Annotated in this window: 26 protein-coding genes and 2 rRNA genes; 19 read left to right on the top strand and 9 right to left on the bottom strand. The window is 52.9% G+C overall.

The features are described from left to right. Positions 1-140: 140 nt before the first annotated feature. Complete coding sequence (locus GJ1_RS07980; protein WP_066230881.1) at positions 141-476, top strand: YfhH family protein; 336 nt, start codon at positions 141-143, stop codon at positions 474-476. A 373-nt stretch (positions 477-849) separates the two neighbouring features. On the opposite strand, the gene GJ1_RS17775 is transcribed toward GJ1_RS07980, so the two are convergent. The 4 genes from GJ1_RS17775 to fdhF form a co-directional block, all read right to left on the bottom strand. Further along, positions 850-1,011, bottom strand: coding sequence for a YpzG family protein (locus GJ1_RS17775; RefSeq protein ID WP_074043162.1), 162 nt, complete (start codon positions 1,009-1,011; stop codon positions 850-852). Between the two features lie 67 nt (positions 1,012-1,078). Then, a complete protein-coding gene (locus tag GJ1_RS07975; protein WP_066230877.1) occupies positions 1,079-1,240 on the bottom strand; it encodes a small, acid-soluble spore protein K in 162 nt (53 codons plus the stop codon). A 238-nt stretch (positions 1,241-1,478) separates the two neighbouring features. Beyond that, the gene (locus GJ1_RS07970) at positions 1,479-1,967 is read right to left on the bottom strand and encodes a helical membrane plugin domain-containing protein (RefSeq protein WP_066230874.1); all 489 of its coding nucleotides are present in this window, start codon (positions 1,965-1,967) and stop codon (positions 1,479-1,481) included. Then, entirely contained in the window at positions 1,960-4,923 is a 2,964-nt protein-coding gene (gene fdhF, locus GJ1_RS07965; RefSeq protein WP_066230870.1) for a formate dehydrogenase subunit alpha, read from the bottom strand. Before fdhF ends, GJ1_RS07970 begins: the two co-directional genes overlap by 8 nt. A gap of 261 nt (positions 4,924-5,184) precedes the next feature. Between fdhF and GJ1_RS07960 the strand changes: the two genes are divergently transcribed. The 4 genes from GJ1_RS07960 to mutY all read left to right on the top strand — a co-directional run bounded on the left by GJ1_RS07960 (position 5,185) and on the right by mutY (position 9,064). Then, complete coding sequence (locus GJ1_RS07960) at positions 5,185-5,532, top strand: Na-translocating system protein MpsC family protein (protein WP_013146316.1); 348 nt, start codon at positions 5,185-5,187, stop codon at positions 5,530-5,532. Positions 5,533-5,791: 259 nt separating this feature from the next. Next, positions 5,792-6,583, top strand: coding sequence for a formate dehydrogenase accessory sulfurtransferase FdhD (gene fdhD / locus GJ1_RS07955; protein WP_066230867.1), 792 nt, complete (start codon positions 5,792-5,794; stop codon positions 6,581-6,583). 16 nt (positions 6,584-6,599) lie between these two features. Continuing rightward, complete coding sequence (locus tag GJ1_RS07950; RefSeq protein ID WP_066230864.1) at positions 6,600-7,865, top strand: L-lactate MFS transporter; 1,266 nt, start codon at positions 6,600-6,602, stop codon at positions 7,863-7,865. Positions 7,866-7,963: 98 nt separating this feature from the next. After that, positions 7,964-9,064, top strand: a complete 1,101-nt coding sequence (mutY, locus tag GJ1_RS07945) for an A/G-specific adenine glycosylase (protein WP_066230861.1) — start codon at positions 7,964-7,966, stop codon at positions 9,062-9,064. Here the strand turns inward: mutY and yfhS are convergent. After that, positions 9,061-9,285 (bottom strand): mother cell protein YfhS, encoded by a 225-nt coding sequence (yfhS, locus tag GJ1_RS07940; RefSeq protein ID WP_011229968.1) that lies wholly within the window; start codon positions 9,283-9,285, stop codon positions 9,061-9,063. The two genes, mutY and yfhS, sit on opposite strands and share 4 nt — an antisense overlap. A 60-nt stretch (positions 9,286-9,345) precedes the next feature. Between yfhS and fabL the strand changes: the two genes are divergently transcribed. The 4 genes from fabL to ntdP all read left to right on the top strand — a co-directional run bounded on the left by fabL (position 9,346) and on the right by ntdP (position 11,610). Continuing rightward, entirely contained in the window at positions 9,346-10,095 is a 750-nt protein-coding gene (gene fabL / locus GJ1_RS07935; protein ID WP_066230858.1) for an enoyl-[acyl-carrier-protein] reductase FabL, read from the top strand. 59 nt (positions 10,096-10,154) lie between these two features. Beyond that, a complete protein-coding gene (locus tag GJ1_RS07930; protein WP_031405617.1) occupies positions 10,155-10,346 on the top strand; it encodes a gamma-type small acid-soluble spore protein in 192 nt (63 codons plus the stop codon). A 385-nt stretch (positions 10,347-10,731) separates the two neighbouring features. Then, positions 10,732-10,944, top strand: coding sequence for a YgaB family protein (locus GJ1_RS07925; RefSeq protein WP_245629362.1), 213 nt, complete (start codon positions 10,732-10,734; stop codon positions 10,942-10,944). Positions 10,945-11,076: 132 nt separating this feature from the next. Continuing rightward, entirely contained in the window at positions 11,077-11,610 is a 534-nt protein-coding gene (ntdP, locus tag GJ1_RS07920; protein ID WP_066230856.1) for a nucleoside tri-diphosphate phosphatase, read from the top strand. Positions 11,611-11,750: 140 nt separating this feature from the next. On the opposite strand, the gene GJ1_RS07915 is transcribed toward ntdP, so the two are convergent. The 3 genes from GJ1_RS07915 to GJ1_RS07905 form a co-directional block, all read right to left on the bottom strand. After that, a complete protein-coding gene (locus GJ1_RS07915; protein WP_066230852.1) occupies positions 11,751-12,830 on the bottom strand; it encodes an FUSC family protein in 1,080 nt (359 codons plus the stop codon). 115 nt (positions 12,831-12,945) lie between these two features. Continuing rightward, positions 12,946-14,004 (bottom strand): glutamate synthase, encoded by a 1,059-nt coding sequence (locus GJ1_RS07910; RefSeq protein WP_245629361.1) that lies wholly within the window; start codon positions 14,002-14,004, stop codon positions 12,946-12,948. A 419-nt stretch (positions 14,005-14,423) separates the two neighbouring features. Continuing rightward, positions 14,424-15,710, bottom strand: a complete 1,287-nt coding sequence (locus GJ1_RS07905) for a glutamate-1-semialdehyde 2,1-aminomutase (protein ID WP_066230846.1) — start codon at positions 15,708-15,710, stop codon at positions 14,424-14,426. A gap of 322 nt (positions 15,711-16,032) precedes the next feature. Between GJ1_RS07905 and GJ1_RS07900 the strand changes: the two genes are divergently transcribed. From GJ1_RS07900 to perR, 7 genes are all read left to right on the top strand, one after another. After that, positions 16,033-17,037: an ABC transporter ATP-binding protein gene (locus GJ1_RS07900; protein ID WP_066230844.1), complete on the top strand. Its 1,005-nt coding sequence runs from the start codon at positions 16,033-16,035 to the stop codon at positions 17,035-17,037. Next, the gene (locus GJ1_RS07895) at positions 17,030-17,821 is read left to right on the top strand and encodes an ABC transporter permease (protein WP_066230840.1); all 792 of its coding nucleotides are present in this window, start codon (positions 17,030-17,032) and stop codon (positions 17,819-17,821) included. The genes GJ1_RS07900 and GJ1_RS07895 overlap by 8 nt, the downstream gene beginning before the upstream one ends. Before the next feature lie 3 nt (positions 17,822-17,824). Further along, positions 17,825-18,610, top strand: a complete 786-nt coding sequence (locus GJ1_RS07890) for an ABC transporter permease (RefSeq protein WP_066230837.1) — start codon at positions 17,825-17,827, stop codon at positions 18,608-18,610. Positions 18,611-18,760: 150 nt separating this feature from the next. Beyond that, complete coding sequence (locus tag GJ1_RS07885) at positions 18,761-19,714, top strand: L-lactate dehydrogenase (protein ID WP_066230834.1); 954 nt, start codon at positions 18,761-18,763, stop codon at positions 19,712-19,714. 171 nt (positions 19,715-19,885) lie between these two features. Then, positions 19,886-20,290 carry a potassium channel family protein gene (locus GJ1_RS07880; protein WP_066230832.1) on the top strand — a complete coding sequence of 135 codons (405 nt, stop codon included), beginning with the start codon at positions 19,886-19,888 and terminating at the stop codon, positions 20,288-20,290. 66 nt (positions 20,291-20,356) lie between these two features. Beyond that, positions 20,357-20,833, top strand: a complete 477-nt coding sequence (gene bcp / locus GJ1_RS07875; protein ID WP_066230829.1) for a thioredoxin-dependent thiol peroxidase — start codon at positions 20,357-20,359, stop codon at positions 20,831-20,833. A gap of 225 nt (positions 20,834-21,058) precedes the next feature. Next, positions 21,059-21,517 (top strand): peroxide-responsive transcriptional repressor PerR, encoded by a 459-nt coding sequence (gene perR / locus GJ1_RS07870; RefSeq protein WP_025949133.1) that lies wholly within the window; start codon positions 21,059-21,061, stop codon positions 21,515-21,517. 25 nt (positions 21,518-21,542) lie between these two features. Here perR and GJ1_RS07865 read toward each other — a convergent pair whose 3' ends face one another. Continuing rightward, entirely contained in the window at positions 21,543-21,896 is a 354-nt protein-coding gene (locus GJ1_RS07865; protein WP_066230827.1) for a YgzB family protein, read from the bottom strand. A gap of 363 nt (positions 21,897-22,259) precedes the next feature. On the opposite strand from GJ1_RS07865, the gene GJ1_RS07860 reads away from it, so the two are divergent. The 3 genes from GJ1_RS07860 to GJ1_RS18845 form a co-directional block, all read left to right on the top strand. After that, entirely contained in the window at positions 22,260-23,138 is an 879-nt protein-coding gene (locus GJ1_RS07860) for a nucleotidyltransferase-like protein (protein WP_066230940.1), read from the top strand. Between the two features lie 491 nt (positions 23,139-23,629). Then, a 16S ribosomal RNA gene (locus tag GJ1_RS07855) occupies positions 23,630-25,191 on the top strand. Between the two features lie 371 nt (positions 25,192-25,562). Further along, a 23S ribosomal RNA gene (locus tag GJ1_RS18845) occupies positions 25,563-25,886 on the top strand; the annotation flags it as partial.

The following is a 25,886-nucleotide window of genomic DNA, read 5'->3' as shown; positions in this document are numbered from 1 at the left end:
TGACCAAAGAGTTTCTTTATTTCGATCGTCGGATCGCTCAGCTCAATTCTGTTTAAAGAAAGAGCGCTTAAGAACCTCTCGCTTCTTAGCACGGATGGGCACGTTCAATCGGAAACGCCCAAAAAAAGGGAGGCTTGGCCATGATCAAAGGAGAACAAAAACGGTACAGCGAAATGACGAAAGAGGAACTGCAACAAGAAATCGCCATGTTGACGGAAAAGGCGCGCAAGGCGGAACAGATGGGGATGGTGAACGAATACGCGGTTTACGAGCGGAAAATCGCCATGGCGAAGGCGTATATGCTCAATCCAGCTGATTTTCAGCCCGGGGAGATTTATGAAATTGAAGGGGCTCCCGGAGAGTATTTTAAAGTGCGCTATTTAAAAGGAGTGTTCGCTTGGGGCTGGCGGTTGAAAGGAAACGGGGAGGAAGAGGCGCTGCCGATTTCACTGTTGCGCAAGCCGGATTTGCCATAAGCCAAGAACGGCGGCAGGAGAACGCCGTCTCATCTTAATTGGCGCAGGAGACCCCACTTCAAAAACCTTTAGGCTGGGGGGAGTGGACATGCCGGAGCGATTGGAAGCAAAATTGGCCTGAGTCCATTCCTTGCCATGCCTAAAAGGATGGTGAAAAAGCAATGATCCCCTCAAAACGATCATTCTCAGTCAGAGAGAAGGACAGCGTTTACAAAGTTTCTCAAATTGAGAATCACTGTTGTGGAAGCCTCATGTTTTATTAAATCACCAGCTCTCTAAAGGAAGGGGTTCCTTGCGCAAGTTTCAGGAAAAGCGAGTGCGGCCATCATTTGCAAAAAAACCTAGGGAGAAACGATCCCCCTAGGTTGACGAGCTACGACTGCTTGCGCGTCTGCCGCTCTAAAATGATGAGGTCAAGCGTTTGTTGCGTTTCGCCGTTCACTTGCGAGTGGGCGTGTTTTGGATTGGCCCACGGCTGCCCGAACGGATTGGAGTAAAAGTTGTCATAAAACTTTTTGCGCCGATGGTGACCCATGACCGTTCACCTCGCTGCGGAATGTGCCGGGGGAGTGCGGCGGACGATGCCGTGCTCCCCCTTTCTGTTAAAAGAAATCGCTTCGTTCGCCGGAGGCGCGCATCCGTTCTTGCGGGTGGGTGTTGGTCGTGCCGTCCGCCCGCTTCGAGGTGTACTCGGCTTTGGCGCGCGGCTCGCCTTCAAACTTGTTGTTGTTTTGGTTCGGGAAGTTGTGCGCTTTATTCCGCACGGCACATTCCCTCCTTATGGCGTGCTCGTGTTGGGTGGCCAACACGTATTTTTATTATGGGACAACAAGCCGCGCTTATATGTGAAAATGATTGGAACGGCTCCCATCGGACGTTTGGGGCGAGTTCGAGCTTTTTGCGCAGTTTGTCTTCACTGAAAATCGAGCTGGTACACGGGCTGGATGCCAGTGCATCGAAGTGCGGCCGTCGGCCGGTTGCTTTGTGCTATCCTTCCGCCGGTCAGCTGTTTTGTCCAAGCCTTTGGCCGATCGCTTTGAGCGCGGACAGGAAAAAGCGGATCGCGCGGTTCGTATCTGGGTCGTTCAACGCTTTCAGCAAATCGAACACTCCGACTTTTTTCGTTTCGATGGCCGTTTGTTCGTACGCTTCGATGACGCCGGCGGCCATATGTTCAAGCAGTTTCGCCGTTTTCTCCGGATCAAGCGAGGCGGCGAGGCCGGCGATGGCGAATGCGTGGTTGATCATGGTCGTCACCGACTTTTGGTTCAATTGGCCGACGACAATTTTCGCCACGTCTTCCCGCGCTTTTAACAAGGCGTTGGCCGCTTCGAGCAGGCCGCTTTCATGGAGCTGCTCGATGAACTCCAAAAGTTCGCGGACCGCCTCTTCACTGTCGCCGACAGCGACCTTCAGCTTGGCCAGCGCTTCGGCTCGTCTTTCTTCCTCAGTCATTTGGCGCTTTTGAATGGCGGTAATCGGTTTAGCCACCGATCGTCACCCCCTTGTTCTCCTCGGTGAGCGGCACGTAATCGCTCCGCCGCCACTTCCGCTCCACTTCGACACCGTTTTGCGGATGGCGCTTTTTAAAGCGCGGATTTGTGCGCGGCAGCGGCGTCTTGCCGGATCGCTCAATGACTTCCATGCGCACGCGCGCTTGTTTGTAGGCCGGCGTGTTCGTGCGATGGTCGGTCTGCGGCCCGGTCAACATGTTAATGGCGCTTTCGTTTGCTGTGGAGTGCATCGGCAAGAATAGTTCGTTGCCTCTGACGCGGTCGGTCACAAGCACGCGCACCTTGACGCGGCCATACGGCGAGATGAGCCGGACGAGCGCCCCGTCTTCAATGCCGCGCTCTTTGGCGAGTTCAGGTGACACTTCGACGAACACTTCCGGGAATTTATGTTCGATGCCTTTTGATTTGTACGTCAAGTTTCCTTCATGGAAATGTTCAAGCAACCGGCCGTTGTTCACAAGCAAATCGTACTCTTCCGGATATTGCACCGGCTCGACCCAATCGGCCAACGCAAAGCGGGCTTTGCCGTCCGGGAAGTTGAACCGCTCTTTATACAACAGCGGCGTATCGGCCCCGTCGTGACTGCCCCAGCATAAGCTGTTCCAGCCCTCGAGCCGGTCGTAATGCGCCTGTGAGTACAGCGGAGCGAGGCTGGCGATTTCGTCCATAATTTCTTTCGGATCGGCGTAATTCCAGTCAGCGCCAAGCCGCTTCGCGATTTCTTGAATGATCCACCAGTCTGGTTTGGAGTCGCCAAGAGGCTCCAGCGCTTGGTAAAAACGTTGGATGCGGCGCTCCGTGTTGGTGAACGTTCCTTCTTTTTCCAGGCTCGGTGCTGCCGGCAAGATGACATCGGCGAATTGCGCCGTTTTTGATAAGAAAATGTCTTGGACGACGACAAAGTCAAGCTTCGCCAACGTCTCTTGCACATGGTTGGCGTTGCAGTCAACAAGCGCCATATCTTCGCCGACGATATACATCGCTTTCAGCTCGCCGCGCTCGGCCGCTTCGAGCATTTGGATGTTGTCAAGGCCTGGTTTCGCATCGATGCGGACGCCGTACGCTTTTTCAAACTTCGCGCGCGCGGCGTCATCGGTGACATGTTGGTAGCCAGGTAGCCAGGCAGGAAGCGATCCCATGTCGCAAGCGCCTTGAACGTTGTTATGGCCGCGGAGCGGGAACGCGCCGGCGCCCGGGCGCCCGTAGTTGCCGGTTGCGAGCAATAAGTTCGAAATCGCCGCCGATGTGTCGCTGCCGCCCGTATTTTGCGTCACACCCATGCCCCAGAGGACGCACGTGCCATCCGCTTCATGGATCATTTCGGCGATGCGGATGAGGTCGGCTTTGGCGACGCCGGTGATTTGTTCCGCGTAGTCGAGTGTATATTTTTCAAGCAACTGCTTAAACTCCTCAAAGAAATGGACGCGCTCGCGAATGAACGCTTCATCGTGCCAGCCTTGGTCGATGATGTATTTGGTGACGGCCATGAGCCATACTTGGTCGGTGCCTTGTTTCGGACGGATGAACAAATCGGCGCGCTCCGCCATTTCGTTGCGGCGCAAGTCAGCGACAATGAGTTTTTGCCCGAACAGCTTATGCGCCCGTTTGACGCGGGTGGCGATGACCGGATGCCCCTCGGCCGGGTTGGCGCCGATGATGATGACAAGGCCAGCCGAGGCGATGTCGTGAATCGTGCCGGAATCGCCGCCCATTCCGACCGTGCGGAACAAGCCGTCGGTCGCGGGAGACTGGCAGTAGCGCGAACAGTTGTCGACGTTGTTCGTTTCAAATACTTGCCGCGCGAGCTTTTGCATTAAATAGTTTTCCTCGTTGGAAATTTTCGACGATGAAATAAAACCGATGGCGTTGCCGCCGTATTGCCGCTTGATCGCGCCAAGTTTTTCGGCAACTAGATCGAGTGCTTCTTCCCATGTCGACTCGACGAACACGTCGCCTTTGCGAATGAGCGGTTTCGTTAGGCGCTCTTCGCTGTTGACGAAATCCCAGCCGAATTTTCCTTTGACGCATGTGGAAATCGCGTTGACCGGCGCTTCAGATACAGGCTGGACTTTTAAAATTTTCCGCCCTTTCGTCCATACTTCAAACGAACAGCCGACGCCGCAGAACGTGCAAACCGTTTTCGTCTTTTTGATTCGCTGTTCGCGCATGGCCGCTTCGATTTCAGAAATGGCAAAAATGCTCGTATAGTTCGGTTCAACCTCTTTGACAAAGTCGATCATCGGATTGAGCACGTCTTTATCTAGGCCGGTCAGAAACCCGGCTTCGCCAAGCATCGATTTTTCCATTAACGCGTTGCACGGGCAGACGGTGACGCAATGCCCGCAGCTGACGCACGACGATTCGTTGATCGGCACTCCGCCGTCCCAAACGACGCGCGGCCGTTCCGCTTCCCAGTCGATAGAGAGCGTTTCGTTCACTTGCAAGTTTTGGCACGCTTCGACGCATTGCCCACAGGCGATGCATTGGTTCGGGTCGTAGCGGTAAAACGGATGCGACATGTCGACTTCGGACGGGTCGACTTTCGGCCGGTACGGATACGTTTGATGTTCAATTTGCATCATTTCCGCCGTGTTGTGCAGCTTGCAGTTGCCATTGTTGTTGTCGCACACCGTACAGTACAAGAGATGATTTTCCAACAGGCGGTCCATCGCTTCTTTTTGCGCCGCTTTCGCCCGCGGCGAGTTGAGCTCGACGACCATGCCGTCCTCAACCGGAGTCGCACAGGCGCGAAGCAGCGTTCCATTGACTTCGGCGATGCACGTGTCGCACGTCTGAATGGCGCCAAGTTCCGGTGTATAACAAACTTGCGGGTGCGGAATGCTGTGTTTATTGACGACTTCCAAAATCGTCATCCCTGGCTTGGCGCGGTATGCATGCCCGTTGATAGTGACCGTCACCGTTTGCGCTTCCATCGTCGTTCCCCCTTTGCAAAATAAAAACTCCACCAGCGACGAGACGAATGCTTCATCGTGGTGGAGTAGTTCTTTAGCATAGCGATGCTAAACAACCAATCCAATGTTTGCTGGAATCGTAGAAAAATAACAAGGCGTCGTCCTGCCTTATTATTTTTCCACTATGTATACATTTGCTATAGTTTATTATAGTATGGCGAAACGAAGAACACAACGGATTGGTCGGAAGTTTTTCTGCTGACCGCAGAAGGAGGGATGAGAATGTCAAAAAAAGAAGCCGCTTTCAACGATATTGTGCGCAAAGTGCGCAAACAGCTGTTTGGCAAAGGGCCGGAGCGGATCAAAACGTACTTTGTCGACAACTTGGCGATCACCATTTTGCACGGCAATTTGACGCCGACGGAAAAATTTATCGCCCGCACGCCGGAAGGGCGGGATATGGTGCACGCCGCGAGAACGAAAATGATTCAAGACGTGTACGCCCAGCATGTGCCGGACGGCATGGAAGAGCTTGTCGGTTCGAAGCTTCTTTATTTGTTCAGTGACATTAAAGTGGAAGAAGATATGGCGGTTTCCGTTTTCGTTTTCGAAAAACCGATTGAATTGTGACAAATTTGTGAACGGAAACCGTTGTGTTTTGTGGCGGTTCATGGTATGCTTATGAATGTTAGCAACATGGAAATAGGAGAAGCCTTGCCGGCTAAACGGCTTTGCCGCTTGGCAGGCAGGTTTCGGAAACGGATGTGCGTTGGTTTCGCTGCAGAAGTGCTGGGCGCAAACTACCGCCGCTTTTCGCTGACAGGGGTGAGTTTGTCCTCTTGTCCGGAAGGCGGCGGTTTTATTTTGATATGGAAGGGAGGGAAAATGGGTGAGCGGGTTTGCGGCGAAAAGGCGGCCGATTATAAAATACCGGAACGGGCGCTTTGTTGAGGAAGAAGATGAGATCGCGCTCGAGTTTCCGTTGACGATAACGGTCAACGGCGAGGAGTTCGCGACGATTGTTTGCACGCCCGCGCATCTCGACGAACTTGTCATCGGTTTTTTGGCGTCTGAGGGGGCGATTCGCACGTATAGTGACATTAAGGCGATGACGATCGACGGGGAGCGGGGGTTCGCCTATGTGGAACTCGCTTCAGGTGGTCTTCCGGCCAAGCAGTTTTACGCGAAGCGGTTCATCGGCTCCTGTTGTGGAAAAAGTCGTCAGTTTTATTTTTACAATGACATGAAGACAGCGAAAACGATTGTCGGCGGCATTGCCGTGAAGGCGGACGACTGCATTCGCCTTATGGAAGCGTTGCACGAGCAGTCGACGGACTTTGCGGCGACCGGCGGCCTTCATAACGCCGCGCTCGCCACGCCGGATGGGATGGTCGTTGCCCGCTCTGACATCGGACGCCACAATGCGCTCGATAAACTGTACGGCTATTGCCTGCGCCATCAAGTTGCGATGAAAGATAAGCTCGTCGTGTTCAGCGGCCGCGTCTCATCGGAAGTGCTCTTGAAGGCGGCGAAAATGGGCGTGAGCGTCCTGCTCTCGAAATCGGCGCCGACGACGCTGGCGTTGGATTTGGCGGATGAGCTCGGCATAACAGTGGTTGGCTTTTTGCGCGGGCAGGCGTTTAACGTGTATACGCATGAGAGACGAATCATAATCGGATGAAAGGGGAGGAGAGGTCGTGAAAAACCGTTGGCTCATTGCTTTATCCGCTGTTGGCATTCATATTTCGATTGGGTCTGTTTATGCGTGGAGCAATTTTACCAATCCGTTAAAACAATTGTTTGGCTGGTCGGACCAAGAAGTAGCGCTCACGTTCAGCATTGCGATCTTGTTTTTAGGATTGTCGGCTGCTTTCCTCGGTCATTTTGTTGAAAAGCATGGGCCGCGGAAATCTGGGCTGTTGGCCGCCATCTTTTTTGGCCTCGGGGTGACCGGTTCCGGACTGGCTGTTGCGCTTGGATCGAAATATCTTCTGTACTTGTTTTACGGCGTGCTGGGGGGAATCGGCCTCGGCGTCGGATACATTGCGCCGGTGTCGACGCTCGTCAAATGGTTTCCGGACCGCCGTGGTTTGGCTACGGGGCTGGCGATTATGGGGTTCGGGTTTGCCGCGGCGATTGCGAGTCCGGTGATGAACAGTTTGATTGCCTCCGTCGGCGTTCAAAATACGTTTTTCATTTTAGGCATTACGTATTTTGTTATTATGACGTTATCCTCTCTTTATTTAGAAAAGCCGCCAGAGGGATGGCTGCCGGAAGGATTTAAGGAAAAAGTGAAAGAAGGGAAAGCGAAGCCTTCGCTTGATTTGGCGCAACTGACAGCCAATGAGGCCGTCAAAACAAGACGGTTTTGGTATTTATGGTTCATGTTGTTTATTAACGTGACTTGCGGCATTGCCGTTTTAGCAGTGGCGAAACCGTTGGCTGTGGAAAGCATCGGCATCAGCCAAACGGCAGCGGCGGCACTGGTTGGCGCCATCGGGGTGTTTAACGGGTTAGGGCGCATCGGTTGGGCGTCGGCTTCCGACTATATTGGACGGCCAAATACGTACACGACGTTTTTCGTTTTGCAAATTTTGATTTTCTTCCTGTTGCCGAACGTGTCCATCAAATGGCTGTTTATCATTATGTTGACGATTGTCTACACGTGTTATGGCGGCGGATTTGCCTGTATTCCGGCGTATATCGGCGATTTGTTTGGCACGAAGCAACTTGGCGCGATCCACGGCTATATTTTGACCGCTTGGGCCGCAGCTGGTCTCGTTGGACCGATGTTTGCCGCGTATATCAAAGACACGACCGGTTCTTACGAAGGGAGCTTGGCCTTTTTTGGTGGATTGTTTGTCATCGCCTTCATCATATCTTTGCTCGTCCGCGTCGATATTCGCCGACTGCGCGCTCAACATGAACAAATCGCCTATGTTTCTGCGGCTAAAGAAAGTTGAAAACGATTTCCGTTCGTTCCCCTCGGCATGTTGCAAGCCATGCCGGGGGTTTTTTGATATAATGAGGTGGACAATAGGCATCATGGGGGAAACGGTGAATGAAAAGAGAAACCGAGCGATTTCCGGCGCGCGAATTTCAGCGTGATTTGCTTGATTGGTTCGCCCGCGAGCGCCGCGATCTTCCATGGCGAAAAGACCGCGACCCGTATAAAGTGTGGGTGTCGGAAGTGATGCTGCAGCAGACGCGCGTCGAGACAGTCGTTCCGTATTTTGAAAAGTTTATCGAGCAGTTTCCAACGTTGGAGGCGCTCGCTGAGGCTGATGAGGACGAGGTGCTGAAGGCGTGGGAAGGACTCGGCTATTACTCGCGCGTGCGCAACTTGCACGCGGCGGTGAAAGAAGTAAAGGAGCACTATGGCGGCAAAGTGCCGGATAACCCAGACGAATTTTCCAAACTGAAAGGGGTCGGACCGTATACGGTCGGGGCGGTGTTGAGCCTTGCTTACGGTGTGCCGGAGCCGGCTGTTGACGGCAACGTGATGCGCGTCTTGTCGCGTCTGTTTCTCGTGACAGACGATATTGCCAAACCGTCGACGAGAAAACGATTTGAACAAATCGTCCGCGAAATTATGGCGTACGAAAACCCGGGAGCATTTAACGAAGCGCTGATTGAGCTCGGCGCCCTTGTTTGCACGCCCCGCCGTCCGTCATGCCTTCTTTGCCCGGTGCAAGCCTATTGCCGGGCGTTTGCTGAAGGGGTGGCGGAAGAGCTGCCGGTGAAAACGAAAAAAACAGCGGTCAAGCAAGTGCCGCTTGCGGTCGCGGTGCTCGCCGACCATGAAGGCCGCATTCTCATCCGCAAGCGCAACAGCACCGGCTTGCTTGCGAACTTATGGGAGTTCCCAAGCTGCGAAACGGGCGGCGAAGGCGGGAAAGAAAAGCTCGAGCAAATGTTCCGGGAGCAATACGGTTTGCAAACCGAGCTTTCAGAACCAATTGCCTCGTTTGACCATGTCTTTTCCCATTTAGTCTGGCAGTTGGCCGTATTTCCCGGCCGCCTAATCTATAGTGGGCCGATCGAAGAGCCGCTTCGGCTTGTGCCGGAAGATGAGATTGAGGCATACGCTTTCCCAGTGTCCCACCAACGCATTTGGCGCGAATATAAAGAACACGCAGGCGAAGCGCGCCGCCTGCATTAATCAGGCACCGGCATCGTGCCATGTGTATACGTTGCTTCGCGGCGTCCAAGGCCGCCGCGCGCTTCGATTTCCTCGATGATTTCGCGGTGGATCGTCTGCCCTTCGACGTTTAAATACGGGGCGATTTGTTGAAACGAATGATGAAAATAAGCGAGCTCGTCATCGGTCCATTCCGTTTTCGGAATCATCGACAGCTCGGTCATATCGCGACCGACATACATACGTTGCGCCTCCCTCGTTTGCGAAATTCGGCTATATTATGTGTAAAGGAGCGGAAAAACATGAGCGGAAAAGTGGCGGTTGTAACTGGAAGCAGCCGCGGCATCGGCAAGGTCATTGCCTTGCGGTTGGCCAAGGAAGGATATGATATTGTCGTCAACTACGCCCGGAGCAAAGCAGCGGCCGAAGAAACGGCGCGTGAAATTGAAGCGCTCGGGAGAAAAGCGCTCGTCGTCAAAGCGAACGTTGGCGATGTCGAGAAAATTCGCGCCATGTTTGCCCAGATTGATGAAGTGTTTGGGCGGGTCGATGTGCTCGTGAATAACGCCGCATCCGGCGTCTTGCGCCCGGCGATGGAGCTTGAGGAAACGCATTGGAACTGGACGATGAACATCAACAGCAAAGCGCTTTTGTTTTGCGCCCAGGAAGCGGCCAAAAGAATGGAGCGGGTCGGCGGCGGGAAAATTGTGAGCATCAGCTCGCTCGGGTCGATCCGCTATTTGGAAAACTATACGGCGGTCGGCGTCTCGAAGGCGGCGCTTGAGGCGTTAACCCGCTACTTGGCTGTCGAGCTGGCGCCGAAAAACATCGCCGTCAACGCTGTTTCCGGCGGGGCGGTCGATACAGATGCGCTGAAACATTTCCCGAATCGTGAACAACTGCTCGCTGACGCTGCGGCGAACACGCCGGCCGGCCGCCCGGTCAAGCCGGATGATATCGTCAATGCCGTGATGTTTTTATTGTCAGATGCGGTTGCGATGATTCGCGGCCAGACGATCATTGTCGATGGTGGAAGATCTTTACTTTTGTAACGTCAGCGGATAGAATGATCACCTCCGGGGCATAGTAAAAGCACGTGGAGGTGAGAACAATGGCCAAACAACCGAACAAAACAGCAGCTGGCACGAACATTCAAGAAGTAAGACAACAAAATGCCCAATCGGCTCAAGCCGCTCAAGCCGGCCAATTTGCGACGGAATTTGCTGCTGAGACGGACGTTCAACATGTAAAACAACAAAATGCGCAAGCGGAAGCCCGCAAAGCGCAAAACGTCAATCAATAACGACTGATCATCGAGAGTTGGCGCCTGTTGATCGCTAGGCAACGCACGCTGCCGGAAGAGCGCAGGCGACAGGCCGAATATGGAAGACAAAAGCAGGGGCAATACGCCTCTGCTTTTTTATCATCCCTAACCGAGAAGTCTCCCACTTCAATGCGATCAACGTAAGTGAGGACAGCGGAACCGTGGGGCGCATGGGGATGGCTTGGTCAACAGCCTGCCGTTAGGCAAGAATCCCCAAGAATCTCCCACTTCTCAGCGTTTGCACAGGTGGGAAAGCGTTCAACGACAAAATCTCTCGTTGTTTGGCAAGATTCGTGAAAGGAATGGAAGGCCGAAGTCGCGAAATGATAAAAAAACGATACGACAAAGGGGAAGGAGAAGCGGGATGGGCATGATGGGATGCGCACGGACCGATGCGAACGACGAAGCGCTGTTTTGGCGGCATGAAATGGAGCGCTGCGAAGAGATCGTCCGCCAGCTCGATGAACTCGAACGCGAAGCGCCGACGGATGCCTTGCGCGAGGAAGTGCGGCAAATGAAGCGGCAAGTGGAAGCCGTTCGCCGCGTATTGTTGGGGTGGATGCCTTCCGACGCATGAGCCCTCGGCATTCGCCTCTGCACTGCTTGGTTGCTGTTGCTTCGGCAAGGCGGCCTGCTTTGCTTTCCATTTGCGAAAGGAACAGGGTATAATATTGAAGAAGAAGCTCCCATCGGAAAGTAGGGAAGAATGATGCCAGCATACCCTCGGGAAGGGAAAATCATTCAAATCCATAGCTACAAACATAATGGGACGATTCATCGTATTTGGCAGGAAACGGTCGTATTAAAAGGGACGCCATCGTATGTGATTGGAGGCAACGACAAAACGCTCGTCATGGAAGCAGACGGCCGGACGTGGGTGACGCGCGAACCGGCGATTTGTTTTTTTCATGCCAAGCATTGGTTTAACATTATCGCCATGATTCGTGAGGACGGGGTGTACTACTATTGCAATTTAAGCTCGCCGTTCGTTTGGGATGAAGAGGCGCTCAAGTATATCGATTATGATTTGGATATTAAAGTGTTCCCGGATATGACGTACATGCTGCTTGATGAAGACGAGTATGAGCGGCACCGCCGCGAAATGCACTATCCTGATGTGATCGACCGCATTTTAAAAAATAACGTGCAGAAGCTCATCGGCTGGATCAAGGAGCGGAAAGGGCCGTTTGCGCCCGAGTTCATCGACAAATGGTACGGAGTGTTTCAGGCGTACCAGACATAAATAAGCGGCATGAAAAAAGCCTGTTCGGCAACGCTGGCAGGTTTTTTCTGCTTTTTTGCCGAAAGCGGCACGTATGAGGAGTTGATGGCGAAGCGGGGGAGTGCTGGATCCCCGGATGAAAAACTGAAGCAGGCGGTCCGCTACGAGCGGCCGCCTGCTGACTTTTCGAGCTCTTTCTCCAGCTTGTCGTCGAAATGGTAATGATGGAAGCTGTCAATCAGTTTATCCAAATGTTCCAGACGATCCCCATAATCAATGATCGCTCCAATCAAAGAAAACAACCGGTAATCGGCCGGCGGCTGGCCGTCCGCATAAAAGGCGGAAGCGAGCCGCTCGCGCTGGCGGTGGATTTCTACCATTCTTTCGCTATGAGGGAGCGGTTTTGTTTTATGAATAAATTTCAACAATAGCTGTTCATGATAATCAAGCAAGCAGCCAAGATGCGCGCAGACGGCTTGGCGGAGCTCGGCGGGCAGACGGCTGAACTCATTTTCAAGACGATGCAACCATTTTAATACCGACAGCGCCCGATCAGCCGCGGCGATCATTTGTCGATACAACACGAGCTTGCGCGATTTTTGGAAGCGCTGGCGCCGGAAATACGTGCGCTCCTCTTTGTACATAAAATATAAGTGTTCGAGCTTTGTCATCTCTTCATGCCGCGCCTCAATTTCTTCTTTCAGATGATGATAGTCGGCCGCTTGTTGTTTATGCAGGCGGATCCATTTTACAATGGCCTCTGTTTCTTCGCTGATTTTTTCATATAACTTTTTTTCGTATTTGGGCGGCAAAAAAATTAAATTGACGATAAAGGCGGCGAAAATGCCAAGCATTATCGTTAAAAAGCGGACGGTCGCAAATTCGATAAACTGGCGATCTGTATATTCCATAATCGCGATGACCGTGACCAGCGCTACGGAAATTGTCGATGATTCCAGGCGCATTTTCAGGCAAATGGCGATGACGATCATCAGCGTCAAGCCGACGATCAACGGATCGCGTCCAAGGATGAGGACAGCGGCAATGGCGAACAAGGCGCCGATCACGTTTGCCTGTACTTGCTCGATCAGCGATAAATACGAGCGGTAAATGGTCGGCTGCATGGCAAACACAGCGGAAATGCCGGCGAACGAGGGTGATGGAAACTGAAAGAGCGCCGCTAAAAACAAGGCGAGCGCTACCGCGATCCCCGTTTTTAAAATGCGGGCACCGAGCTTCATCTATATCAAAACTCTCCTTTATGTTTTGGTGGACCATTCAGTACTATACACAGTTTCATCCTATGTGCGCAAGAGAAAAATATAACGCCCCGCCTTTCTAGCGGGGCGTGGGGAATCAAAAAGCAGTCGGCACATGAACGGTGCGGCGGTTGGGGAGGCGAACGCTCACTTCGCGCTCGAGTCGGAGGGCGTCGAGCCATTTCGGTTGACCGCCTACGGAGCGGGTAAGCGCGAGCGGTTGGCCGGCAGCGAGCGGCTGGGCCGCGTCGCCGTATGGCTCAGTGGCGATCACGATGCGCGCTGAACTGTCTGTTTTCCAAAGCGTATCGGCTGCATTCGTCATCCATATCGCTTCGTGATCGAAACTGGCGACAAACAAACTGTATTTTTGTTTTGGCTGTTGCTTCGCTTCAGAAGGCATGAAAGTGAGTCTGGCTGCTTCAAGCAAGCTGTACCCATGGTCATAAACGAGCGGCTCGATGAGCGGAGCTGGCGTTTCCGCGCTATGGACAAGCAGGCCGGCTGAGCCGAGCCGCGTATAGCGAAGAGGCGCGCCTGCACGGCCAATGTAGGCGAACGTGGAGGCCGAAGCGAGAAACGGATGGGACAAATCCGGTTCGCCAAGCAGTCCATTTCGTGCGGCCGATTCATAGATGACATGGACGTGGCTGAGCGAGGCGACGCGAACATGAGTGATGCGCTCCATCGCCGCCGCCAAACGAAACAAGCGGTCGGACAACGAAAACACGTCGCTCGGCAACATGGCGATTTGCCAAAACAAAACGCTCTCATCCGAAGTCGGCCGGGTTGATTCAAAAAGAAGCATGAAGCCAAACTGTTTCACCAGCTGGCGAAGATGGGCGCAAATCGGCACGGCGTCGGCAGAACGGGAAATGTATACATGGCCGACGGTGAAGTGGTCGTTCGTGGCAATTTCCGGGTTTTGTCCGGCGTTGGCGAGTTTGTCCATCCATAATTTGCGCGGAATGTCGAACTGGATGACGGCGGTTGCTTCGGCTGGATGAGGGCGAGCCATTTCGTTCCACCGCTTCAGCGCTTCAACAGCGGCCCGGGCGTGGTCGCTTGACGGAACGTTTTGTTTTTCGACCGCCGTCCATAGGAAAACGCGGTTTTGTTCTATTGCGCTTTGTCGATGATGTGTCTGCTGTTCCATTATATGATAGGCGCGGCCGGGAGAGATTCTCCCTGCGGCGCCGGACACCTCCTCTCATTTGCCTAGCTGGTCGAGAAATTACAGTCTCAATTTTCAGAATTTGTTGTTTATCATATCATGCGGGCTGCAAGAAATCAATCGTCCTTCTCCCGGGAGACATCTTGTTCACAAAATTGTCAACAATGGCGAACGCATAGAGAAGCCATGGTGTTTGTGGAGAAATGGAAACAGGGGAGAATATGGAACGAACAGCGGCCAACAATTGAAAACCTTGCTCTATTTTTTGAGGGGAGAAACAAAAAACTTCCCGCAGCGCCCGACAAAAACGGAAGGCGTCCCAAACAGGCGGGGACACCTTCTCTCATGAACGAATATGCACAGAGATCGAAAAGAGAAGCTGGTTTTGGCATTTCCGTTGCTCAAAGCTGCCGGAACGCCTTGCCGACCGCGTCGATCGTGTAGGCGATGTCGTCTTCCGTATGGGCGAGGGTGATAAACCATGCCTCGTATTTCGACGGCGCGAGATTGATCCCTTGTTTGAGCATGAGCTTGAAAAATTTTGCAAACAACTCGCCGTCGCTGCGCTGGGCTTGCTTGTAGTTTTCCACTTTTTCGTCAGTGAAGAAAACGGTGAGCGCGCCTTTTAAGCGGTTGACGGTCACCGGAAGGCCGCATTGGCGGGCGTGGGCAAGGATGCCTTCTTCCAGCATCGCTCCCAATCGGTCGAGATGCTCATACACGCCCTCTTGTTTCAACACTTCAAGGCAGGCGATGCCAGCGAGCATCGACGCCGGATTGCCGGCCATCGTTCCGGCCTGGTACGCCGGTCCGAGCGGAGCGACTTGTTCCATAATGTCTTGGCGTCCGCCGTACGCCCCGATCGGCAAGCCGCCGCCGATGATTTTCCCCATCGCGGTCAAATCGGGTTCCACGCCGAGCAAGTTTTGCGCCCCGCCGTACATAAAGCGGAAGGCGGTGATCACTTCGTCGTAAATGACGAGCGCCCCTGCCTTGTGTGCGATTTCATTGATCGCTTCTAAAAAGCCCGGTCTTGGCAAGACGATGCCGAAGTTGCCGACGATCGGCTCGACGAGGACAGCTGCGACTTGCTCGCCCCAAACGTTCATCGCTTCGCGGAACGATTCGACATCATTGTATGGCACGGTAATGACCTCTTGAGCGATGCTCGGCGGCACGCCGGCTGAGTCCGGCGTCCCCAATGTCGATGGGCCCGAACCGGCGGCGACAAGCACGAGGTCGGAATGGCCATGGTAGCAGCCTTCGAATTTGACGATTTTGCTTCGGCCGGTGTAGGCGCGGGCGACGCGGATCGTCGTCATCACCGCTTCCGTCCCCGAATTGACAAACCGCACTTTTTCGAGCGACGGAATCGCCTCTTTTAACATTTTGGCGAATGTAATCTCATGCGGCGTCGGCGTGCCGTACAACACACCGGTCTCGGCCGCCCGCCGAATGGCTTCCGCGATGTGCGGATGAGCGTGCCCGGCGATGATCGGTCCGTAAGCGGCCAAATAGTCGATGTACTTGTTTCCGTCCACATCCCAAAAATACGCCCCTTGCGCCCGCTCCATCACGACCGGCGCACCGCCGCCGACCGCTTTGTATGAGCGGGACGGGCTGTTCACTCCACCGACGATGTGCTGGAGCGCTTCTTCGTATAATTGTTCTGATTTGGTCCATTGCATGGCTTGATCCTCCTGTTTCCGTTGACTGCCTCTTTCTATAGTAAACCGACGAGAATCAAACTTCAATGCTGTAGTAGGTGTAAGGGAGTGTCGGCTGAAAAAATCCGGCAAGAAATCGTTTGTTTCCGTCTATATGACGACGGTCGATCGGCGAGTGGGCGTTGATGGAAGATGAACGCAGGGCGGCGGCTGGCGCAACGGCGTCAACAGGCTGGAAAACAAAAAAGATGCAAATGGCGGCGATTCATGTATAATGCAACATAGGAGAAGGGCGCAAGCCGTCTTTTCCGTTCGACGCCAAGGAGAGGTCAGGAGGAGAACGATGAACGCGATTGAAGTAGAACATTTGCGCAAAGAATTTAAAGTGCACATAAGCCGCTCCGGACTTGTCGGAGCGTTTCGCGATTTATGGACGCGCCGTTATACGCTCGTTCGAGCGGTTGATGACATTTCGTTTGCCGTCAAGCAAGGGGAAATCGTCGGTTATATCGGCGAAAACGGCGCAGGAAAATCGACCACTATCAAAATGTTGACCGGCATTTTAACGCCAACGTCTGGGCGCATTGTCGTCAACGGGATGAATCCCCATAAAGAGCGGGAAAAATTCGTGCGCACGATCGGCGTCGTGTTCGGCCAGCGTTCGCAACTGTGGTGGGATATTGCTGTTCAAGAATCGTTTCGCTTGCTGAAAAAAGTGTATCGCGTCTCGGATGAACAGTACCGCCGCCATATGGGCGAGGTGATCGAGATGCTCGAGATCGGGCCGCTGCTTGACAAGCCGGTGCGCAAGCTGTCGCTTGGCCAACGGATGCGTTGCGAGCTCGCCGCCGCGCTCATTCACAACCCGCCGCTGTTGTTTTTGGATGAGCCGACGATCGGCCTTGATGTGCTCGTGAAGCTGAACATCCGCCAGTTTTTAAAGCAGCTGAATGAACGGTATGGCACGACGATTCTGCTGACGACGCACGACATGTCAGACATTGAAGCGCTTTGCGAACGGGTCATTATGCTCGATGAAGGGAAAATCATTTACGACGGGTCGCTTGAGCGCCTGAAAGAAAGATGGGGCCAAGGAAAACGGGTCGCCTTTACGTTCGCCGAAGCGGTGACGGCCGCTTTTTTGCAGCAGTTGACCGAAGGATTGGGTGTAGCTTGGAAAAAAGGCGAGCAGTCGAACGTTTGGGTCGCGCACGTTCCGCCGGGAGGCGTGCCGGAAGTGGTCAGTCGCGTGGCTGCCCGTTGTGCGCTGCAAGACATTCGCATTCATGAAGTGCCGACGGAAGAAATCGTCCGCAACATTTATGAAGAAGGTGCTGTCCGTGGATAAGTATATGGAAATGGTCCGCATCCGCTTTTTAATGATGCTCGCCTACCGGACAAACTATTACACTGGCATTTTGATTTATGCCATTAACATCGCAGCGTATTACTTTCTTTGGTCAGCCATTTATGGCGGCAAATCATCGATGCAAGGGATGTCGCTTGGGCAAATGACGACGTATGTCGCCATTTCGTGGCTGGCGCGGGCGTTTTATTTTAATAATCTTGACCGTGAAATCGCCATGGAAATCCGCGATGGAAAAGTGGCGGTCGAACTCATCCGCCCGTACAGCTATTTAGGGATGAAAGCTGTGCAAGGGCTTGGCGAAGGGTTGTTTCGCCTTTTCTTTTTATCGCTGCCTGGGCTTTTGGTCGTATCGCTTTTTTTGCCGCTTCAGTTTCCAGGACACGCCAAAACGTGGCTGTCTTTCGGCTTGTCGCTTCTATTCAGCTTTATCATTTTTTCGGAGCTGAACTTGCTTGCCGGGGTCGTGACGTTCTTTACGTTCCGAAATGAAGGGTTGTTGCGGGCGAAGCGGTTTATCATCGACTTGTTTTCCGGACTCATTTTGCCGCTTTCCTTTTATCCCGATTGGGCGCAGCGGGCGATGATGTATTTCCCGTTTCAAGCCATCAGCTACATCCCAAGCATGATCATTACAGAAAGTTTTAAAGGTGCTGCTGTCCGTGATGGCCTGCTTCTGCAGGCAACGTGGTGCATCGTATTGCTTTTCCCGATTGGATGGTTATGGAGAGCGGCGAAAAAGCGTCTCGTTGTGCAAGGGGGGTAAACGTTGTTTTACGTATCGGTTTTTTTTCAATACATGGCGCAATATATGAAGACAAAGCTGCAATATCGAGCCGATTTGTTCGTGGAGTGGCTGTCTGACTTTATGGCTCAGGCGGTCAACTTGGTATTTTTGCTGGTTGTGTTCGGCCATACGACGCTGCTTCACGGCTGGTCACGCGATGAGATTTTGTTTATTTACGGTTTTTTTCTTGTTCCGTATGCTGTATTTGGCGCCTTTTTTAACCTTTGGGATTTTAATGAACGATATATTGTGCAGGGGGAAATGGATCGCGTGTTGACGCGCCCGCTAAACAGCCTGTTTCAAATTGTTTTGGAGCGGATGGAGCTCGAATCGTTGCTTGGCGCCATCCCTGGGTTGATCGTCATGGCATATGCCGGCGCCCGTTTGTCGCTGACGTTTCACTGGTATGATGCGTTTATCTTTTTGTTGTTTGTCATTGGCGGGGCGCTCATTTATGCGGGGATTTTCATTTCACTGGCAACGATCAGCTTTTTTGCCGACGCCCGCACCTCCATCATGCCGATGATGTACAACATCAGCAGCTATGGACGCTACCCGATCGATATTTATCATCGCGTCATCCGCTATATTTTAACGTGGGTGTTGCCGTTTGCCTTCGTCGGTGTCTATCCAGCTTCGTATTTTCTTCATAAGCAGGAATGGTATGGTTATGCGTTTTTGACTCCGGTTGTCGGTCTAGTGTTTTTCGCTATTGCGGTCATGCTTTGGAACGCTGGGGTGAGACGATACCGCGGGACGGGGAGCTAGCGCCCCCGCTCGCTTTTGTTCGTTTGCCATCAAAATGACAAACAATGGTCAAGCAATAGACACAATCTTTTTTGTATAGTTCCCCTTTCATTTCGTAAAATATATTGTGAATATATTCACAAAAAGGGGAGGAAGAAAGGGTGGATCTCGATGAAAAACGGGAGAGGAAATCGGGTAGCGGTCGTCGGCACCGGGTTTGTCGGCGCCAGCTATGCGTTTGCTTTAATGAATCAAGGGATTGCTGATGAGATTGTGCTGATCGATGCGAATGAAAACAAGGCAGTGGGCGATGCGATGGACTTAAACCACGGGAAAGTATTTGCGCCGAAGCCGGCTGACATTTGGCATGGCGATTATCGTGACTGCCGCGACGCCGATTTGGTCGTCATTTGCGCAGGCGCCAACCAAAAACCGGGCGAGACGCGGCTTGATCTTGTCGATAAAAACATCACCATTTTCCGCTCGATCGTCGAATCGGTCATGGCGTCGGGATTTCAAGGGGTGTTTCTTGTCGCCACCAACCCGGTTGACATTTTAACGTATGCGACGTGGAAGTTCAGCGGCCTGCCGCACGAGCGGGTGATCGGTTCCGGAACGATTTTGGACACGGCGCGGTTTCGCTTTTTGTTGGGCGACTATTTCGCCGTCGCCCCGACGAACGTGCACGCCTATATGATCGGCGAACACGGCGACACTGAGCTGCCGGTCTGGAGCCAGGCTGATATCGGCGGCGTGCCGATCCGCAAGCTGGTCGAGTCCAAAGGGGAAGAAGCGCAAAAAGAGCTTGAGCGCATTTTTATCAATGTGCGCGACGCTGCCTACCAAATTATTGAGAAAAAGGGAGCGACGTACTACGGGATTGCCATGGGGCTTGCCCGCGTGACGCGCGCCATTTTGCATAATGAAAACGCCATTTTGACCGTTTCCGCTTATTTGGACGGTCCATACGGCGAACGTGATGTCTACATCGGTGTGCCTGCCGTTATCAACCGAAATGGCATTCGCGAAGTGATTGAAATTGAACTTGACGAGGATGAGAAAAAATGGTTCCACCGTAGCGCTGCTACATTAAAAGGTGTATTGGCGCGCTATTTTGCGCAGTAAAGCGCAACGATTGATTTCGTCCGACGGGACGCCGGCTTGCCAAACGGGTTGGGCGAGCCGGTGAGATACAGGAGTGCTGCCGATTCAAGCAGAATGCGGCGGTTGTGTCGGCATAATCGCCCGTTTGTCCGCGTATATATGAACGACGGACAAAAATGTGGGGGGAACGCGATGGATTACGCCTTCCTTGGCGTCGTTGCCGCCGTATTGCTCGGCAGCATCACCTCGCTTTGGACAGCACGGGTGCAAGCGACGCACCGCCTCTCGCTCGACAACTTATGGGTGCTTGTCCAATGGTATTTAACGATGATGCTCGGTTTTGCGATGATTTATATGATTTTGCAAGCGAACGGCCATACAGTGTTCACCCCATCTGCAAGTAGTGCATCAGGAGATCGTCTGTCGTTGTTTGGAGACAGCTTGTATTTAAGTGGCATGACGCTTTTGTCGGTCGGATACGGAGACGTTACTCCAATTGGCGTCGGGCGGTGGATCGCCATTGCCGAAGCGCTGCTCGGCTACATTATGCCCGCTGTCATCGTGACGCGCACCGTGTTTGACTGGGATCATCGCTGATATGAGTTGCAATTTCCCCTCGTCTTCGCTACGCTAAAAGAAAACGAAGAAGACGGGGGAGACGACATGACAATTGCCATTGGCCATCCAGCTCCAGATTTCACCTTGCCGGCAAGCAACGGGAAAATGGTTTCGCTGTCTGATTTTCGCGGGCGGTATGTGGTGCTTTACTTTTATCCAAAAGACATGACCCCGGGGTGCACAGCCGAAGCATGCGATTTTCGCGACCGCCATGCGCAGTTCGCCGAGCTGAACGCCGTCATTTTAGGAGTGAGCACTGACCCGATGAAGCGGCATGAAGCGTTTATCGAAAAGTATGAACTGCCGTTTTTGCTTCTTTCTGATGAGCGGCATGAAGTGGCCGAGCTGTATGGGGTATGGAAGAAAAAGAAAAACTTCGGCAAAGAGTATATGGGAATCGAACGTTCGACGTTCATTATTGCTCCCGACGGAACGTTGGCCAAAGAGTGGCGCGGGGTGAAAGTGAAAGAGCATGTCGATGAGGTGCTTGCCGAAGTCGCCCGATTGACTTCATCTAGGTAAGCGTCCAAACAATGTACATCATGTTGCGTATGATACATAGTAACCTCCTCAAATGAATGACTCATGGGGGCGGAAACGATTTCCGCCCTCTTTTTTTGTTAAAATGGCGTCTGAGCCCATATATTAATGGCATCTATATTGACAAATGGCATGTATTCTTTGTAGACTAATTATAAATATTATAAAGTGATAATTTTTTTCGTCTTTGAACAGAGAGTGAGGTGCATGACGGTGTCTGACAACGAGCAACTGAAGGAAGCGCTTGACATGTTGAAAAAGACAGGCATACGCATTACGCCGCAGCGTCATGCGATATTGGAGTATTTGATCAGCTCGATGTCCCATCCGACGGCTGATGAAATATACAAAGCGCTCGAAGGGAAATTCCCGAATATGAGCGTAGCCACCGTCTACAATAACTTGCGCGTCTTTAAGGAAATCGGGCTTGTCAAAGAGCTGACGTACGGCGATTCGTCCAGCCGGTTTGATTTCGTCACTTCCAACCATTATCACGTCATCTGTGAAGAGTGCGGCAAAATTGTCGATTTTCACTATCCAGCGCTCGATGAAGTCGAGCAGCTCGCCGCCCACGTCACCGGTTTTAAGGTCGACCACCATCGCATGGAAGTGTACGGAATATGCCCTGACTGTCAAAAAAGCGGGGCGCCGGCGCATTCGCATTAAAAAAGCTGATAGCACAAAGCGGCTATCAGCTTTTTCTTTTTTTGTTGTACTTTTCGTCAAACTCTTTTCCCTCAAGCTCGCGGTTCAGCGTCAACGGTTCGCGGCAAAACATGCATAAATCGACGCGTCCGAGCATTTTTGTCACTTTGCCGCAAGACGGGCAAACGACTTGGACAGCTCTCGTCGAGAGCGTGCCGATCCAAAAGTATACAATGCTGCTGGCGACAAGAAACAACATCCCAAACAACATAAACAACGTCATGATGATCGGGGACGTGCGGAAAAACAGCCCGAGATACATGACAATGACGCCGATAAAAATCAAACTCAAAGCGAACGTACGAATTTTGTTGATTTTGCTCGAATATTTGATGCCCATAACCGTCCCTCCTATATAGACCACTATACCATAAAACGGGGTCCCATCGCGAAGAAGAAATCAACAAAATCAATGTTGCAAAGAAAGGAATTCGTCGTCTTTTGTCGAATAACGAACGACAGTGACAAACGAGAGGCCTCATCGCCGCAAGAATCGCGGCTTCCAAAACAAAATGGGCGCTCTGACAGCAATACTTGTGTAAAATGCAATTCGATCATTGATGAGGGTGGAAGGGAGGAAAAACCGTTGCAGAAAAAATCACCGACTCGACGAGGAGGGTTCCGTCCGTTTGTAGAGAGGTCATACGAAAGGGGTTGCGCAACTGATATGTCAGCCGGTTTTCTGCAACGGGGACAAGGGATTATGAAGGAATGGTTGCATCCGATCTGTCAAGAATGGGCAAGCCGTTGCAGTACGCACGGAATTTTAATGATTGAAAAAACGACTTGCCATGCAGCGGCGACGGATACGTTTGATGTCGTGTTGCTCGTCATTGTCGATCCGCAAGGCGAGTCGATGTTTCTCAGACAGTATGCATTAAACGAGGAAAAGGCGGTGCTTTATGCGGTCAGTGAACGGAAGTTAAATGAATGGCTTGTGCTTGGGTCGCATCGAAAGGCGGTCGACTGGGTGTTCAATGGAAAGGTTGTGTTTGACCGCGACGGCTATGTTCAGAAGTTGCGCCAGCGTCTTGAGCAATTTCCGCCCGAGGAACGGCGGTTGAAAATGGGGATCGAGTTTGCCAAACTGATTCGCCGTTATACGGATGGCAAGGCGCTGTTTGCCGCCCAGCATTGGCTTGACTCATACAACCATATGGTGCAAGCCCTTCATCATTTGGCGCGATTGACCGTGATCGAGCACGGCCTTTACCCGGAAGTGACTGTATGGAATCAAGTCAAGCGAATGGATGGACGGATTTATAAACTATATGAAGAATTGGTTGGAAGCGAGGAACCGCTTCCGAAACGGCTTGAGCTTTTGCTTCTCGCGAGTGAATTTTTGATTCACTCTTATGTAGAGTCAGGTTCCTCCCATTTATGTGAAGCGTTGAAAGAAAAAAATGGGGCTTGGAGCGTTGAGGAAATGATTGGTCATCCGAAGTTTGCGCCTTACTCAGTTGACCTTGTCATTATGCTTGAATATCTTGTCGAAAGGAAAGTGTTGGCGGTCGTAGAAATGCCGACAAAAGGAAATACAATGTTTGAACGGTATTACGTATTGCAGAGAGAAACATTTTAACGGGTTCCTTCCCGCCGACCTCCAAAGGCGGCAAAGAGACGGCGGGAAGATGAAGGTTGTTGAGAACCCATCGTGACAGAGACTGCCGCTTTCCCGGATCACTGAAGGAAGTGTGGCAGTCAGGTCGAAAAAAATAAAAAAGCTATTGACTTCCTTATCGAACGGTGATATATTTTAAATCGCTGTCGCAACGGAAAAACATTGCGAAACAGGATGAATAAAAAAATTATTGACAACAAATAATAAACATGCTATGATGTAAAGGCCGCTTTAAGAGGGCGGGAAATTGAATTCGTTCCTTGAAAACTGAACGAAACGAAGCGCAACGAAAAGCTGAGGCCGCTTGCCTATCGGCGAAACGTGCTGAGAGGCCCGCGAGGAGGCTGTCGCCGCCGGAGCGGGACACGAAGCGTCGCGAGCCGATAGCGGCCGAAGCTAGATAATGTGAAAAGCTGAGGCCGCTTTGGCCGAAGCGAAAAGCCCATCAACTTTCTTTGGAGAGTTTGATCCTGGCTCAGGACGAACGCTGGCGGCGTGCCTAATACATGCAAGTCGAGCGGACCGAATGGGAGCTTGCTCTTGTTCGGTCAGCGGCGGACGGGTGAGTAACACGTGGGCAACCTGCCCGCAAGACCGGGATAACTCCGGGAAACCGGAGCTAATACCGGATAACACCGAAGACCGCATGGTCTTTGGTTGAAAGGCGGCGCAAGCTGTCACTTGCGGATGGGCCCGCGGCGCATTAGCTAGTTGGTGAGGTAACGGCTCACCAAGGCGACGATGCGTAGCCGGCCTGAGAGGGTGACCGGCCACACTGGGACTGAGACACGGCCCAGACTCCTACGGGAGGCAGCAGTAGGGAATCTTCCGCAATGGGCGAAAGCCTGACGGAGCGACGCCGCGTGAGCGAAGAAGGCCTTCGGGTCGTAAAGCTCTGTTGTGAGGGACGAAGGAGCGCCGTTTGAAGAAGGCGGCGCGGTGACGGTACCTCACGAGGAAGCCCCGGCTAACTACGTGCCAGCAGCCGCGGTAATACGTAGGGGGCGAGCGTTGTCCGGAATTATTGGGCGTAAAGCGCGCGCAGGCGGCCCCTTAAGTCTGATGTGAAAGCCCACGGCTCAACCGTGGAGGGTCATTGGAAACTGGGGGGCTTGAGTGCAGGAGAGGAGAGCGGAATTCCACGTGTAGCGGTGAAATGCGTAGAGATGTGGAGGAACACCAGTGGCGAAGGCGGCTCTCTGGCCTGCAACTGACGCTGAGGCGCGAAAGCGTGGGGAGCAAACAGGATTAGATACCCTGGTAGTCCACGCCGTAAACGATGAGTGCTAAGTGTTAGAGGGGTCACACCCTTTAGTGCTGCAGCTAACGCGATAAGCACTCCGCCTGGGGAGTACGGCCGCAAGGCTGAAACTCAAAGGAATTGACGGGGGCCCGCACAAGCGGTGGAGCATGTGGTTTAATTCGAAGCAACGCGAAGAACCTTACCAGGTCTTGACATCCCCTGACAACCCAAGAGATTGGGCGTTCCCCCCCCTTCGAGGGGGACAGGGTGACAGGTGGTGCATGGTTGTCGTCAGCTCGTGTCGTGAGATGTTGGGTTAAGTCCCGCAACGAGCGCAACCCTCGCCTCTAGTTGCCAGCATTGGGGTGGGCACTCTAGAGGGACTGCCGGCGACAAGTCGGAGGAAGGTGGGGATGACGTCAAATCATCATGCCCCTTATGACCTGGGCTACACACGTGCTACAATGGGCGGTACAAAGGGCTGCGAACCCGCGAGGGGGAGCGAATCCCAAAAAGCCGCTCTCAGTTCGGATTGCAGGCTGCAACTCGCCTGCATGAAGCCGGAATCGCTAGTAATCGCGGATCAGCATGCCGCGGTGAATACGTTCCCGGGCCTTGTACACACCGCCCGTCACACCACGAGAGCTTGCAACACCCGAAGTCGGTGAGGCAACCCCCTAAGGGAGCCAGCCGCCGAAGGTGGGGCAAGTGATTGGGGTGAAGTCGTAACAAGGTAGCCGTACCGGAAGGTGCGGCTGGATCACCTCCTTTCTAAGGACAAAGAAAAGCGGAAGCGCCGCGTTTGGCTCTCGAAGCCAAATGTTCTTCACCCGCAGGGGTGCTTGCACCCCGAGGGGGAAGGTTATTTGGCAGAAGAGAGCCAGGCGCTGGAGCTAGACACGAGTCGTTATTCAATGCAAAATGCGCTTTCGTTTCGTTCGGTTTTGAGGGAACGAGTGCTGTTCTCTCAATAAATCGTTCCTTGAAAACTAGATAACCGGAAAAGCGGAGGCGAGCGTTTCGCCGCGATGGGCAAATGTTCTTCGCCTGGAGGGATTCGCAATCCCGAAGGCGAAGGTTATTTGACCCCGAGCGGCGGCGAGCCGAAGCTAGACAGTAAGGAAGAAGCCGAGAGCGCGATAGGTTAAGCTAGGAAGGGCGCACGGTGGATGCCTTGGCACTAGGAGCCGATGAAGGACGGGGCAAACGCCGAAACGCTCCGGGGAGCTGTAAGCAAGCGTGGATCCGGAGATGTCCGAATGGGGGAACCCACTGTCCGTAATGGGGCAGTATCCATGCCTGAATCCATAGGGCATGGAGGGCACACCCGGGGAACTGAAACATCTTAGTACCCGGAGGAGAAGAAAGCAAACGCGATTCCCTGAGTAGCGGCGAGCGAAACGGGAACAGCCCAAACCAAAAGGCTTGTCCTTTTGGGGTTGTAGGACCGCTCATGATGGGAGTAA

It is taken from the genome of Geobacillus jurassicus NBRC 107829 (assembly GCF_001544315.1).
Classification (GTDB): domain Bacteria; phylum Bacillota; class Bacilli; order Bacillales; family Anoxybacillaceae; genus Geobacillus; species Geobacillus jurassicus.
This window is presented reverse-complemented; position numbering and strand designations above follow the sequence as displayed.